Source organism: Yersinia antarctica (assembly GCF_056636475.1).
In genome coordinates this window covers 3,630,016-3,643,071 of sequence record NZ_JBSJQF010000001.1, presented here as the reverse complement: position 1 = coordinate 3,643,071, position 13,056 = coordinate 3,630,016, and the positions used below count along the sequence as shown (strand labels likewise).

Sequence of the window (13,056 nt, the reverse complement as noted above, 5' to 3'; positions counted from 1 at the left end):
CCAGATGGTTTTTTTAGAACAGAAATAGAGGAGAGGCTGAGCAGCCTCTCGATGATAAATTCAATAGTTAGATGACTTTATGTGGGCCGAAACATTCATAATGTATATGCGCGGATGCTACCCCTTGCGCCAATAACTGGCTGCCAGCATATTGCATAAATGCCAGCGGGCCACAGAAATAATAATGTCTATTGGGATCGGCCGCCAGCCACTGATGTGAACTGAGATCCATCAGCCCTTGGCTGTGATAATTATCACCGGCACGGTCCTGAGCGGTGGGTTCGCGGTACCACACGTGGCGGCTAAGATTCGGCATATTCTGTGCAAGGGTCGCGACTTCATCGGCAAACGCGTGTACCCGGCCATTTTCAGCGGCATGTAGCCAATGTATCGGCGCTGCATGTTGGTTATCATGAAGGGTATTGAGCATACTTAACATTGGCGTCTGGCCGACACCGGCAGAAATCAATGCAACAGGCGTTTCTGGTGAGATATCGAGAAAGAAATCGCCACGAGGGGGAGCGATACGTACACTATCTCCTTCGTGCAGTTGCTGGTGTAAATAGTTAGAAACTGTGCCTTGTTCTTCGCGTTTCACCGCAATACGGTAAGTCTTGCCATTGGGTGCCGCAGTGAGTGAGTATTGGCGGATTTCCTGATATTCAAGTTGTTCATCTTCAATATAAATCCCCAGATATTGCCCCGGTTTGAAATCCAATACCCGGCCACCGTCTTCCGGCGCTAACACAAAGCTGCAAATCACCTCGCTCTGCATCTCTTTTTTAATGATACGAAAACGGCGTAAGGTCCGCCAGCCACCGGTGCTGGCCTCTCCCTGCTGATAAATCTGACTTTCTCGCTGAATAAAAACATCTGCCAACACACCATAGGCCTTACCCCAGGCATCTAACACTTCTTGGCCGGGGGAGAACATCTCATCCAGAGTGCTGATCAGATGATGGCCGACAATGGCATAGTGCTCAGGTTGAATATTCAGGCTGGTATGTTTCTGAGCAATACGCTCAACAGCGGGCAGTAGTGCAGCCAAATTATCGATATTGGCTGCATAGGCGCAAATCGCATTAAACAGAGCTTCACGCTGATCGCCATTAAACTGATTACTCATATTGAAAATGTGCTTCAGCTCAGGGTTGTGCTCAAACATGCGATCATAAAAATGTGCAGTGAGTTTGGGGCCGGTGGCTGCAAGTAACGGAATGGTGGACTGAACGGTAGCGATGGTTTGGTTATCTAGCATGGTGTGCTCCTTATTCCCGTGGTACTCGGCGTCACAGCGGTTTTGTTACTCGGCCCATCTACGAGCCTTGCTGCCACGCTAATTACTTTGGGTATTATAGTGTGTAAATCAATACATGTATTTTAAATGCATCTTATAAATTGCACCCTAATTTGTAAATGCAGATTCCACTTATAAGGGATTACCTTGACGTGTCAGCTCACAGAATGTGAAAAAATCACATGATGAATATGAGGATAATTCCGTTGCACTGGATGAAGTCTGAACAGGTCAAAGCCTTACGCAGTCTGAAGCCAATCGTTTGCGTAAAAACCTCTGTCAAGACCTATCTTACCGGGGGGGAAACAGTTTACACTGTGGGCTAGAACCCAAACGGGTAGCCCACTAGGTATAACTTGTTAGCTAAGTCAGGAGAGCCGGATGTTAAAGCGTGAAATGAACATTGCCGATTATGATGCAGATTTATGGCGTGCAATGGAGCAAGAAGTGGTGCGCCAGGAAGAGCACATTGAGCTGATTGCCTCTGAGAACTACACCAGCCCGCGTGTTATGCAGGCGCAAGGTTCTCAGTTGACGAATAAATATGCTGAAGGTTATCCAGGCAAACGTTACTACGGTGGCTGTGAGTATGTTGACGTTGTTGAGCAACTGGCCATTGACCGTGCTAAGGCGTTGTTCGGTGCCGATTACGCTAACGTTCAGCCACATTCCGGTTCTCAGGCAAACGTCTCTGTTTACTCTGCATTGCTGCAACCCGGTGATACTGTATTGGGGATGAACCTGGCCCATGGCGGCCACCTGACCCACGGCTCACCGGTTAACTTCTCCGGTAAACTGTACAATATCGTACCTTACGGTATCGATGAATCTGGTCAGATTGATTATGAAGATCTGGCGCGTCAGGCCGAAATTCATAAACCAAAAATGATTATCGGTGGCTTCTCCGCTTATTCCGGTATCGTTGATTGGGCAAAAATGCGTGAAATCGCTGATAGCATCGACGCATGGTTTTTTGTCGATATGGCTCACGTAGCAGGTCTGGTTGCTGCTGGCGTTTATCCTAACCCAGTTCCACATGCACATGTCGTTACCACGACCACGCACAAAACATTGGCTGGCCCACGTGGCGGTCTGATCTTGGCGAAAGGCGGTGATGAAGATCTGTACAAGAAACTGAACTCTTCTGTTTTCCCTGGTAACCAGGGTGGCCCATTGATGCATGTTATTGCCGGTAAAGCGGTAGCATTGAAAGAAGCCATGGAGCCTGAGTTCAAAATTTACCAGCAACAAGTAGTTAACAATGCCAAAGCGATGGTGTCAGTGTTCCAGGAGCGCGGCTATAAAGTGGTTTCTGGTGGTACTGAGAACCACCTGTTCCTGTTGGATCTGGTGGATAAAGATATCACCGGTAAAGACGCCGATGCCGCTTTGGGCCGTGCGAATATTACCGTGAACAAAAACAGCGTACCTAATGATCCAAGAAGTCCGTTTGTGACTTCAGGCGTGCGTATCGGTAGCCCAGCGATTACCCGCCGTGGCTTCAAAGAAGCGGAATCTCGCGAACTGGCTGGCTGGATGTGTGATGTGTTGGATAACATCAACGATGAAGCAACCATTGAGCGCGTGAAACAGAAAGTACTGGCTATCTGCGCCCGCTTACCGGTTTACGCATAATATTGCTGGATATCGTTAAGCTGTAATGAAAACCCGCGAATGCGGGTTTTTTTATATCTGATATTGATATCTGTAGCGTGAATGTAACGATGCGATAGCGGCCGCGCAATCTGTTGTTACTTTGTAAATTACCCTATTTAAATGTGAAGCTCATCTCAAACTGTATGTTTGCATAATTACAACGTTGCCAGCGGAAGAGGCCTCTGTCACAGTATCGGGCTGAGCCTGGAGGGATTCATGGTATTGCAATCAACACGTTGGCTGTCGCTCAGCTATTTCACCTATTTTTTTTCTTATGGCATTTTCCTGCCTTTTTGGGGCATCTGGTTACAAGGGGAAGGCATTCCACCGGAAACCATTGGTATCTTGCTGGGTGCCGGTTTAATCTCCCGTTTCCTTGGCAGTCTGATCATTGCCCCCAGCGTCAAAGATCCTTCTCATCTGGTGACAGCAATCCGAATTTTGGCACTACTGACATTGGCCTTTGCGGTGGGTTTTTGGTTTGGTAATGGTTGGGCCTGGTTGATGGTGGTTATTGCGGGTTTTAACCTGTTTTTTGGCCCACTAGTGCCACTGACCGATGCGTTGGCAGCCACCTGGCAGAAACAGATAACCATGGATTACGGCAAGGTCCGGCTGTGGGGGTCACTGGCTTTTGTTATCGGTTCGGCATTGACCGGTAAGCTGGTCTCTGTTTGGGGCCACACGGCTATTCTCTATAGCCTGACTTTCGGTATCGCCGCCATGTTACTCGGGGCGCTCCTCAAACCCAGTATTATGCCGCAGGGTGAGATTAAACATCGTAATGTTGTCGCCACCCACTGGAAAGTATTACTGTCTGAGCCACAGGTCTGGCGTTTTTTACTCTGCGTGACCCTATTACAAGGTGCGCATGCCGGTTATTACAGTTTTAGCTCTATTTACTGGAAAGATGCTGGTTATTCCGCCGCCACCATTGGTTATTTATGGTCGTTGGGCGTGGTCGCTGAGATTCTGGTGTTCGCATTTAGCAATGTACTATTTCGCCGCTGGACTGCCCGCAGCTTATTACTGCTTTCGGCGATCACCGGGATAGTGCGCTGGAGCTTAATGGCATCAACCACCGAATTGCCGTGGTTGATCTTGATTCAGATTTTACATTGTGGCTCGTTTACTGTCTGCCACTTGGCAGCCATGCGTTTTATTGCCGCGCGACGTGGGCCGGATGTGATCCGTTTACAGTCAGTTTATTCTGCACTGGCGATGGGCGGTGGAATTGCGGTCATGACGGTGATCTCCGGTTTCCTGTTTGAGCATTATCAGGGAGGGGTGTTCTGGGTTATGGCATTGATTGTGATCCCGGCACTGTTTATTCGCCCTCGGGTAGTGCCGAGTCAGCCAGAGTCTGCCAGTTAAGGCAGCTCCAACACACTGCGTAACTGCTTGTTTTGTTGCTCAGTGAGCGGTAGTAGTACCTGAATCAGCGGGGGCGTTGATTCAGGTTGCCGTACGGCATACGGTGTGAGCACCACAGTAGTACCGGGCGGGGCACCCGATTGCAGATAAACGTCGTGGGGCAAATATTTAATATGTAATGGCAGTAAGGTTAACTCACGTACCTGCTGTTCCACTTGCTCTTCCAATTCTGGGTTATTCCGCGTCAGCAGTAAAATCTGCTTTTCCTGTAATGCATTTTCCTGCATCAGCCAGGCACCAAAGCTAATGGCAATCAGACCGACTTCGTCGACAGAAAATTGAATCTGATATTCCTGTTCAAAAGTAGCCAGCGCCTGTCGCGTGGTTCGTAACAGCCGCGGGTATTTTTGGATAACTTCTTCCAACAAAGAATTATCAATCCCGATATTGAAATAACAGCGCTCAATTGCGGGAGCGAGATGGGCAAAAAGTTGGCTGATAAGTGCTTCATTGCTACTGAGTGTCATCCCCGAAAGTTGCTGAAAATGCGTGATCAATTGGTGAATGGCGTTGATTAGACGGGCATCTTCCGCTGATTGAGTGCTGTGATAGCTGTGTGCTTTAATCATCGTTAGCATCAGAATCAGCATATCCCGTTCAACTCTATTCAGCGCATGACCTAATAACGGATTAAATGAATCAAACAAGCTGTCAGCCGCCGCCAGTGCGGGTTTGCATTCTAACCACTGTTGCTGAGTGGGTGATAATTCCGGCAACACCTGCTGTCGATTTTCCCAAGCACAATAAGCCAAATACAGTTGTAAAAACTGACGGTCTTTTTCATTTAACTGTCGACTGAGATGGGGTTCACATTGGCTGATTATCTGTGGCAGATGCTGCGATAGCACCGTGTTATCCCATGACAAAGCCTGATACAGGTGGGGAGCAAACTGGTTCTCAACGAAATGCGGGCAATAGCGTAACCCACGCCGTAGCCAATGAATTAGGCACAGCCTTTTATCAAGATGGCTACCGTGAATCAGACAACTATCGTCACTATCGGCGCTAAGCTGCAAATGGTAGAAACGCTGGATTTCATTAGCAACCTCGGTTATATCTTGCCGGGTAGTCGCTAGCCCGACGCCATTGAATTGGCTGATGGTGTCCAGTTGTACTTTGTGTGCAGGCATGAATAGCATCAGCACCATATGGCAGCGTCGTTGTTGACCGGATAGCGGTTGATCGGATAACTGGGGCACAGAGGGAGTGTCCAAGCTCATATAACCTTCCGTGATGAATGTGTTGTTGTTTATCAGGCTTAAGCATAGCAAAAGAGATTCTATTCGGTTTAGTGGGGCTCTGGGCTTTTACATCGACTTATAACTTACATCACAGTTTTCCCCGCAGTGCTTGAGCTATAGGGTCGTTAGCTGACTGCCTGCCGGTAACACCAATGACTTTTGGCACATCATAAAATATCTAAGGATTGATTAATGTGTGATATGTTATACTATAACAATATGATGGTTAAACGACTGATAGCTTTGCTGCTGGCGGGGGGGATTTTTGTTTATAGCCAGTTGGCGCAGGCCCATCCGCACAGTTTTATTGATATGGATGCCACTTTCGTTAGCGATAAACAGATGCTGGTGGGGATGAAAATGGTATGGACTATGGATGAAATCACATCTGCCGATCTGTTATATGATGCAGAAAATGCCAAAAGTGACTCTGAAATCTGGAAAAAACTGGCGGCTGAAGTGATGGCTAATGTGCTGGGGCAGCATTATTTCACCGATATTTATCGTGACGGTAAACCGGTGAAATATAAAAACTTACCAACAGAGTATCACTTATCCCGCAAGGGGCATCAGGCAGTTTTAGAGTTTATTTTGCCACTGGCAGAACCCCAACCGTTGGCGGGGAAGCCTTTCATCATCTCCACTTACGACCCGACCTATTTTGTTGACATGACCTATGCGGGCAACAAGGCGGTAAGGTTATCAACTGACATGGATAAAAGTTGCCAGTTAACCTTATTTACCCCAGATCCCAATGCTTCGTTACAAGCGTATGCATTATCGTTGGATAAAAGTGATTCGCCAGGAGAAGACATGGAACTAGGAAAACAGTTTGCACAGCGGGTTACCGTACAATGTCAGTAGGTATCACGGCAGTTTCACGCCCCCGGCACTGGCTGATAAATTTATGGCCGCTAATACTGTTTTTACTGATCTTAGCCGGTGCAGCCCAGCTGGCATGGCTTTATTGGCCTGAGATGCTTTTCAAAACAGTCGTTTGGCAGAAAAGCATGCATCAGCAGATGGCCCAATTACTGCAACAAGTTAAAGCTAATCCCCATCAGACCGGTTTTACATTGATGATGTTTAGCCTGATTTATGGCGTATTGCATGCAATGGGGCCGGGGCATGGCAAAGTGGTGATTGTCACTTATTTGGCGACCCATCCGGCACAATTAAAAGAGAGTCTGAAGCTAACTTTTGCCGCCTCACTATTGCAAGGTGGTGTGGCTATCTTGTTGGTAACGTTACTGCTGGGTGTTTTACAACTCTCATCACGGTATCTGCATCAAAGCAGTTTCTGGTTGGAGAAGGGCAGTTTTCTGCTGGTTATCGCACTGGGGGTTTTGCTGTGTTTACGGGCCTTAAAGCGTCTTTATCAGCAGATTAAACTGCTCAAACCGCAAAAAGTCAGCATCCAACGTATACAACCGTTGCCTGCCAACCATGTTCATAGTGACCATTGTGGTTGTGGGCATCGCCATCTCCCTAGTGCTCAAGAGCTACAAGCTGGTGATGACTGGCGCACTCGTCTGGCGATTGTTCTGGCGATGGGGATGCGGCCCTGTTCCGGCGCGATTATGGTGCTGTTATTTGCCAAAGTGATCGGCGTCTACGGGTGGGGGATTTTGTCAGCGATAGCGATGGCAATCGGAACATCCCTGACCATTTCGCTACTGGCGCTGTTTGTCCATTATGCGCGGCGTCTGGCGGTGTACTTAAGCCGTAATCGTGCACCGGTAGCCTGGGGGGCTATTGCGTGGTCTACTCTGGCATTAACCGGCGGGATTATTCTGCTGTTTGCCGGTGTGCTGCTCTATCTTTCTAGTCAGCCGGAGTTTATCGGCGGCATACGGCCCTTTGGCCGCTAAAGTTAACAATGAAAAAAGCCAGTCAGGATTAGCCGACTGGCTTTTTTTATATGGCTGGATGCGTATATACCCTATAGATTTCAAGGTGTAGGAAGGCGGCAAACAAGAGAACCCCGATGAGCTTACTCGAGTAAGTGATTCGGGTGAACTAGAGCAGCCAACACACCTGCAATTTGAAAGATGACGGGTATATGATATTAACGTTTCAATGCATCACTAATCTCATCGCTCATCGCTTGAACGATAGATTTAACAATACGTGGATTACCGGCTACGATATTGCCAGAACTGAAATGGTTATGACCGCCAGCAAAGTCAGTCACGATACCGCCAGACTCACGTACCAACAGTTCGCCACCAGCAAAATCCCATGGCTTCAGACCAATCTCAAAGAAACCGTCAACACGGCCAGCGGCCACATAAGCCAGATCCAGCGCCGCTGAACCGGTGCGACGAAAATCTGCACACTGTTCAAACAGTTTACCCACCACGCGCAGATAAGCTGGCGCATGTTGCTTTACTTTGAATGGGAAGCCGGTCGCCAGAATAGTGCCGTCTAAATCTTTAGCATTGGTGCCGCGCAGACGATAACCGTTTAATTGCGCGCCCTGACCACGGGTGGCTGTAAACAATTCGTTACGCATTGGGTCATAAACGACTGCCACTTCGGTACGGCCTTTGATGCGTACAGCGATAGAAACAGCGAAATGAGGGAGGCGTTTGATGAAGTTGGTAGTGCCATCCAGTGGATCAATAACCCATTGTACATCATCGTCTTCACCAACCAACTCACCGCACTCTTCACCAATAATGGTGTGTTTTGGGTAAGATTTACGGATGACTTCGACAATCAGGCGCTCTGCATCACGGTCTACATTAGTAACAAAGTCGTTAGTCCCTTTCTGGCTCGCTTCGACAGCGTCCGGGGTTTCATAATTTTTGGCAATCAGGTTACCGGCCTTACGCGCAGCGCGTATGGCGATAGTCAGCATCGGATGCATGGGTATCTTCCACTAGGATGTTAAAGAACGAGAAACGGGGCGCAGTATAGCAGGGGTTCTGATAAATGCCTATACCCGTCACCCTTCAAGATGCAGAGGTGTTGGCTGCCCTTATTTGCCCTGGTCACTTAGTTATCTAAGCTCCCAGGGACTCACTCGGTTGCCGCCTGCCTGCAACTCGAAGTAGCTTGGGTATATGTCTGTGTTAAGATATGGCGATTCCCCGTTATCTTCAGAGTTTGTATGCTACACAATATTCGTATCGTTTTGGTCGAAACCTCGCACACCGGCAATATGGGTTCAACAGCCAGAGCCATGAAAACCATGGGATTAACCAACTTGTATCTGGTTAACCCTTTAGTCAAACCCGATTCGCAGGCGATTGCGCTATCTGCCGGCGCCAGTGATGTCATTGGTAATGCTACTATTGTCGATACTTTAGATGAAGCATTGGCTGGGTGTAGTCTGGTTGTCGGTACCAGTGCCCGTTCACGCACCTTGCCTTGGCCAATGTTAGAGCCGCGTGAATGTGGTGTGCGCAGCGCCCACGAAGCAGAACATGCTCCGGTTGCATTGGTATTTGGCCGCGAGCGGGTAGGGCTGACGAATGATGAACTACAGAAATGCCATTATCATGTGGCGATCCCGGCAAACCCCGAATACAGTTCATTAAATTTGGCGATGGCGGTACAAATTTTAGCCTATGAAGTGCGGGTAGCATTCCTTGATCGCCAGCAGGCTGCGGCACCGGTAATAGAAGAAGAGGAAGCTCCTTATCCTTTGGTAGATGATCTGGAGCGCTTTTATCTGCATTTGGAGCAGGTGTTATCCCATACTGGTTTTATCCGACAGGCACATCCAGGCCAGATTATGAGTAAATTGCGCCGTCTGTTTACCCGTGCACGCCCAGAGGCTCAAGAGCTAAATATCTTGCGCGGTATGCTGACATCCATTGAAAAACAGGATAAATACCCACAGCATGATGCGGGTGAAAGTGCGTTAGATAACAAAAAATAAGGTTTTATATCAATTGGTTATTATTAAAATCCTGCCATATTATTCAAAAGGGAATAGGTTAATAATACTTGAGTAAATTACTAGGTTAAATAGTTGACTAAAACAGTCAAGAATGTCAGAATTCTGGCTTGTTTTCACCAACAGGTAATTTTAGCTATGAGACTGACATCCAAAGGCCGTTATGCCGTGACCGCCATGCTTGATGTGGCATTACATTCCCAGGACGGGCCAGTTCCTCTGGCAGATATTTCTGAACGCCAAGGGATCTCATTATCCTATTTGGAACAACTGTTTTCACGGTTACGCAAAAATGGCTTAGTTGCCAGCGTTCGTGGTCCAGGTGGCGGTTACCTGCTGGGCAAAGATGCATCAGCAATCGCGGTAGGTGCAGTAATCACCGCCGTAGACGAATCTGTCGATGCTACCCGTTGTCAGGGTAAAGAAGGCTGTCAGGGCGGTGATCGTTGCCTGACTCACACCTTGTGGCGTGATCTGAGTGAGCGCATCAGCAGCTTCCTCAACAATATTACGCTGGCAGAGCTGGTGAATAACCAAGATATCCTAGAGGTTGCGGATCGTCAGAATAACGATACGCGCCGTACGGCTAATGGCCGACCGCAAGAGACGATTAACGTCAATCTGCGCGCATAAGCAGAATCTGCGGAATTTTACGTTTTGGAAGTGATGTACGGAGCATAAGAGCAATGACCGAATCAAAAATAAAGACACCGATCTATCTGGATTATGCAGCAACTACCCCGGTAGACCCTCGTGTCGCTGAAAAAATGATGCAGTATCTGACTCTGGACGGTATTTTCGGTAACCCCGCCTCGCGTTCTCATAAGTTCGGTTGGCAGGCAGAAGAAGCCGTTGATATTGCACGTAATGATATTGCTGCTCTGGTAGGTGCTGACCCTCGTGAGATTGTCTTCACCTCCGGTGCAACTGAGTCTGATAACCTCGCAATAAAAGGTGCGGCTAATTTCTATCAAAAGAAAGGCAAGCACATCATCACCTGTAAAACCGAACATAAAGCGGTGCTGGATACCTGTCGTCAACTGGAGCGTGAAGGCTTCGACGTGACTTATCTGGCACCACAGTCAAACGGTATTATCGACCTGAAACAGCTTGAAGCGGCCATGCGTGAAGACACCATTTTGGTCTCTATCATGCACGTGAATAATGAAATCGGTGTGGTGCAGGATATCGCTGAAATCGGCGAAATGTGCCGCAGTCGCGGGATCATTTTCCACGTCGATGCAACGCAAAGTGTTGGTAAATTACCGATTGATCTGAGCAAACTGAAAGTTGATTTGATGTCCTTCTCAGCCCATAAAGTTTATGGTCCGATGGGCATTGGCGCGCTGTTTGTTCGCCGTAAACCACGCATTCGCATCGAAGCACAACAGCACGGTGGTGGTCATGAGCGTGGTATGCGCTCAGGCACCTTGCCAGTCCATCAGATAGCCGGTATGGGTGAAGCTTACCGTATCGCCAAAGAAGAGATGGAAAGCGAAGCTGCGCGTCTGCGCTCACTGCGCCTGCGTTTGTGGAATGGTTTGAAAGATATCGAAGAAGTTTACCTGAATGGCGATTTAGAGAATGGCGCACCTGGCATTCTGAACATTAGCTTCAACTATGTTGAAGGTGAGTCGCTGATCATGGCACTGAAAGATCTGGCTGTTTCATCAGGTTCAGCCTGTACCTCCGCGAGTCTGGAACCTTCTTATGTGTTGCGTGCGTTGGGGATGAACGACGAACTGGCTCACAGTTCAATTCGTTTCTCTCTGGGGCGTTTCACCACTCAAGAAGAGGTAGACTACGCCATTGCACTGGTGCGTAAATCTATTGGCCGTCTGCGTGATTTGTCCCCGTTATGGGATATGTTCAAACAGGGCGTGGATATCAGCAGCATTGAATGGTCTCACCATTAATTCCAGACTTTAAGACTCAGGAGTAATCACATGGCTTACAGCGAAAAAGTAATCGATCATTACGAAAATCCACGCAACGTCGGTTCATTCGACAACGCAGACCCTACTATTGGTAGTGGCATGGTTGGCGCACCCGCTTGTGGTGATGTCATGAAATTGCAGATCAAAGTCAACGAAGCCGGTATTATTGAAGATGCTCGTTTCAAGACTTATGGTTGCGGTTCAGCCATTGCTTCCAGCTCTCTGGTAACTGAATGGATGAAGGGCAAATCTCTCGATCAGGCTGAAGCGATCAAAAATACTCAAATCGCTGAAGAACTGGAGTTACCGCCAGTCAAAATTCACTGCTCGATTCTGGCAGAAGATGCCATTAAAGCAGCTATCGCCGACTACAAAAGCAAACATACTGCCAAGTAGTTGTAACATAGGTTATCAATTGTTAGCAGAGTTGAGGAAGGTGTATGTCGATATCAATCAGCGACAGTGCTGCACAACGGGTCAGTGCCTTTTTAAATCACCGTGGTAAAGGCTCGGGTCTGCGCTTGGGCGTAAGGACATCGGGCTGCTCTGGTATGGCATATGTACTCGAATTTGTTGATGAAATGAACGACGATGACGTCATTTTTGAAGACAAAGGTGTGAAAGTGATCATCGACGGCAAAAGCATGGTCTATCTTGATGGCACCGAATTAGATTTCGTCAAGGAAGGGCTGAACGAAGGCTTTAAGTTTAACAATCCGAATGTCTCAAGTGAGTGCGGATGTGGTGAAAGCTTTAACGTCTGACTCCTGTTTTTGTTTCTACCTCAGGCACTTGTGCTTCATACAGCTCTCTTGCATAACAAGAGGGCTGTATAATATTTGCTAAGTCATCACTATATTCCAGAGCATGCTATGGATTACTTCACATTGTTCGGGCTGCCGCCCCGCTATCTGGTTGACGGCAACCAACTCACTACCCGCTATCAGGAATTACAACGTCAATTCCACCCTGACCGTTTTGCTAACCAGCCTGAACGCGAGCGTTTAGCCTCGTTGCAACAAGCCGCAACCATCAATGACGCTTACCAAACCCTCAAGCATCCGTTAAAACGTGCCGAGTATATGTTATCTTTGCAGGGTTTTGATTTAGGCAATGAACAGCACACCATGCGTGATACTGCGTTTCTGATAGAGCAGTTGGAACTGCGTGAAGAGCTTGATGAGATTGAACGCAAACCCGATGCTGAAACGCAGCTTGCTGCATTCGGTAGCCGCTTAGCATTGATGACACAAACGCGCAGTCAGCAAATGGTGGAGCAACTGGATAAGCAACAGTGGGAACTGGCGGCTGATACTGTGCGTAAATTGCGTTTTTTGGATAAGTTACAACAGCAGGTTGAACAACTTGAAGAGCGCCTGTTTGATGACTTTTCCTGAGTGCCTGATAGGGTAATGAAATTGTATCTAATTGATAAAAATAAATAAAATTCAATTTATTGATGACTGCAATGCCCAGCTACTTCTTATTAGGGCGCGTCACTAACGTTTTTATATGCTCTAAATAATTCGAGTTGCAGGAAGGCGGCAAGTGAATGAGTCCCGATGAGTTGACGGGTGTCAATGA

Annotated in this window: 12 protein-coding genes and 1 pseudogene; 10 read left to right on the top strand and 3 right to left on the bottom strand. The window is 47.8% G+C overall.

Translation table 11 applies throughout. From position 1 onward, the window contains the following. Positions 1–67: 67 nt before the first annotated feature. Positions 68–1,270 (bottom strand): annotated as a pseudogene (gene hmpA, locus ACWJJO_RS16850) (NO-inducible flavohemoprotein); the annotation flags it as partial. 408 nt (positions 1,271–1,678) lie between these two features. Between hmpA and glyA the strand changes: the two are divergent. Together glyA and ACWJJO_RS16840 are read left to right on the top strand one after the other, a co-directional pair. Then, on the top strand, positions 1,679–2,932 hold the full coding sequence (gene glyA / locus ACWJJO_RS16845) for a serine hydroxymethyltransferase (protein WP_372559680.1): 1,254 nt from the start codon (positions 1,679–1,681) through the stop codon (positions 2,930–2,932). Between the two features lie 237 nt (positions 2,933–3,169). Further along, positions 3,170–4,327, top strand: coding sequence for a 3-phenylpropionate MFS transporter (locus ACWJJO_RS16840; protein WP_083163165.1), 1,158 nt, complete (start codon positions 3,170–3,172; stop codon positions 4,325–4,327). On the opposite strand, the gene csiE is transcribed toward ACWJJO_RS16840, so the two are convergent. Beyond that, positions 4,324–5,607: a stationary phase inducible protein CsiE gene (csiE, locus tag ACWJJO_RS16835; RefSeq protein ID WP_083163167.1), complete on the bottom strand. Its 1,284-nt coding sequence runs from the start codon at positions 5,605–5,607 to the stop codon at positions 4,324–4,326. The genes ACWJJO_RS16840 and csiE overlap by 4 nt on opposite strands. A gap of 222 nt (positions 5,608–5,829) precedes the next feature. Between csiE and ACWJJO_RS16830 the strand changes: the two genes are divergently transcribed. Both ACWJJO_RS16830 and ACWJJO_RS16825 read left to right on the top strand, forming a co-directional pair. Continuing rightward, positions 5,830–6,492, top strand: coding sequence for a DUF1007 family protein (locus ACWJJO_RS16830; RefSeq protein ID WP_193784873.1), 663 nt, complete (start codon positions 5,830–5,832; stop codon positions 6,490–6,492). Next, on the top strand, positions 6,483–7,499 hold the full coding sequence (locus ACWJJO_RS16825; RefSeq protein WP_083163171.1) for a nickel/cobalt transporter: 1,017 nt from the start codon (positions 6,483–6,485) through the stop codon (positions 7,497–7,499). Before ACWJJO_RS16830 ends, ACWJJO_RS16825 begins: the two co-directional genes overlap by 10 nt. Before the next feature lie 197 nt (positions 7,500–7,696). On the opposite strand, the gene suhB is transcribed toward ACWJJO_RS16825, so the two are convergent. Next, positions 7,697–8,500: an inositol-1-monophosphatase gene (gene suhB, locus ACWJJO_RS16820; protein WP_005192722.1), complete on the bottom strand. Its 804-nt coding sequence runs from the start codon at positions 8,498–8,500 to the stop codon at positions 7,697–7,699. A 243-nt stretch (positions 8,501–8,743) separates the two neighbouring features. Here suhB and trmJ point away from each other — a divergent pair, with 243 nt between their 5' ends. The 6 genes from trmJ to hscB all read left to right on the top strand — a co-directional run bounded on the left by trmJ (position 8,744) and on the right by hscB (position 12,869). Beyond that, entirely contained in the window at positions 8,744–9,517 is a 774-nt protein-coding gene (gene trmJ / locus ACWJJO_RS16815; RefSeq protein WP_372569471.1) for a tRNA (cytosine(32)/uridine(32)-2'-O)-methyltransferase TrmJ, read from the top strand. 156 nt (positions 9,518–9,673) lie between these two features. Continuing rightward, entirely contained in the window at positions 9,674–10,168 is a 495-nt protein-coding gene (gene iscR / locus ACWJJO_RS16810; RefSeq protein ID WP_004707916.1) for a Fe-S cluster assembly transcriptional regulator IscR, read from the top strand. Positions 10,169–10,236: 68 nt separating this feature from the next. Beyond that, the gene (locus ACWJJO_RS16805; RefSeq protein ID WP_083164132.1) at positions 10,237–11,451 is read left to right on the top strand and encodes an IscS subfamily cysteine desulfurase; all 1,215 of its coding nucleotides are present in this window, start codon (positions 10,237–10,239) and stop codon (positions 11,449–11,451) included. A 30-nt stretch (positions 11,452–11,481) separates the two neighbouring features. After that, the gene (gene iscU / locus ACWJJO_RS16800) at positions 11,482–11,868 is read left to right on the top strand and encodes a Fe-S cluster assembly scaffold IscU (protein WP_005159510.1); all 387 of its coding nucleotides are present in this window, start codon (positions 11,482–11,484) and stop codon (positions 11,866–11,868) included. A 44-nt stretch (positions 11,869–11,912) separates the two neighbouring features. Next, complete coding sequence (gene iscA, locus ACWJJO_RS16795) at positions 11,913–12,236, top strand: iron-sulfur cluster assembly protein IscA (RefSeq protein WP_481091277.1); 324 nt, start codon at positions 11,913–11,915, stop codon at positions 12,234–12,236. A 108-nt stretch (positions 12,237–12,344) separates the two neighbouring features. Further along, positions 12,345–12,869, top strand: a complete 525-nt coding sequence (hscB, locus tag ACWJJO_RS16790) for a co-chaperone HscB (RefSeq protein ID WP_083163175.1) — start codon at positions 12,345–12,347, stop codon at positions 12,867–12,869. Positions 12,870–13,056: the final 187 nt, after the last annotated feature.

What these genes read in the sequence shown, in the direction of transcription:
- glyA (WP_372559680.1), top strand. Translation starts at nt 1,679, where the DNA reads ATGTTAAAGCGTGAAATGAACATTGCCGATTATGATGCAGATTTATGG.
- ACWJJO_RS16840 (WP_083163165.1), top strand. Translation starts at nt 3,170, where the DNA reads ATGGTATTGCAATCAACACGTTGGCTGTCGCTCAGCTATTTCACCTAT.
- csiE (WP_083163167.1), bottom strand. Translation starts at nt 5,607, where the DNA reads ATGAGCTTGGACACTCCCTCTGTGCCCCAGTTATCCGATCAACCGCTA.
- ACWJJO_RS16830 (WP_193784873.1), top strand. Translation starts at nt 5,830, where the DNA reads ATGTTATACTATAACAATATGATGGTTAAACGACTGATAGCTTTGCTG.
- ACWJJO_RS16825 (WP_083163171.1), top strand. Translation starts at nt 6,483, where the DNA reads ATGTCAGTAGGTATCACGGCAGTTTCACGCCCCCGGCACTGGCTGATA.
- suhB (WP_005192722.1), bottom strand. Translation starts at nt 8,500, where the DNA reads ATGCATCCGATGCTGACTATCGCCATACGCGCTGCGCGTAAGGCCGGT.
- trmJ (WP_372569471.1), top strand. Translation starts at nt 8,744, where the DNA reads ATGCTACACAATATTCGTATCGTTTTGGTCGAAACCTCGCACACCGGC.
- iscR (WP_004707916.1), top strand. Translation starts at nt 9,674, where the DNA reads ATGAGACTGACATCCAAAGGCCGTTATGCCGTGACCGCCATGCTTGAT.
- iscU (WP_005159510.1), top strand. Translation starts at nt 11,482, where the DNA reads ATGGCTTACAGCGAAAAAGTAATCGATCATTACGAAAATCCACGCAAC.
- iscA (WP_481091277.1), top strand. Translation starts at nt 11,913, where the DNA reads ATGTCGATATCAATCAGCGACAGTGCTGCACAACGGGTCAGTGCCTTT.
- hscB (WP_083163175.1), top strand. Translation starts at nt 12,345, where the DNA reads ATGGATTACTTCACATTGTTCGGGCTGCCGCCCCGCTATCTGGTTGAC.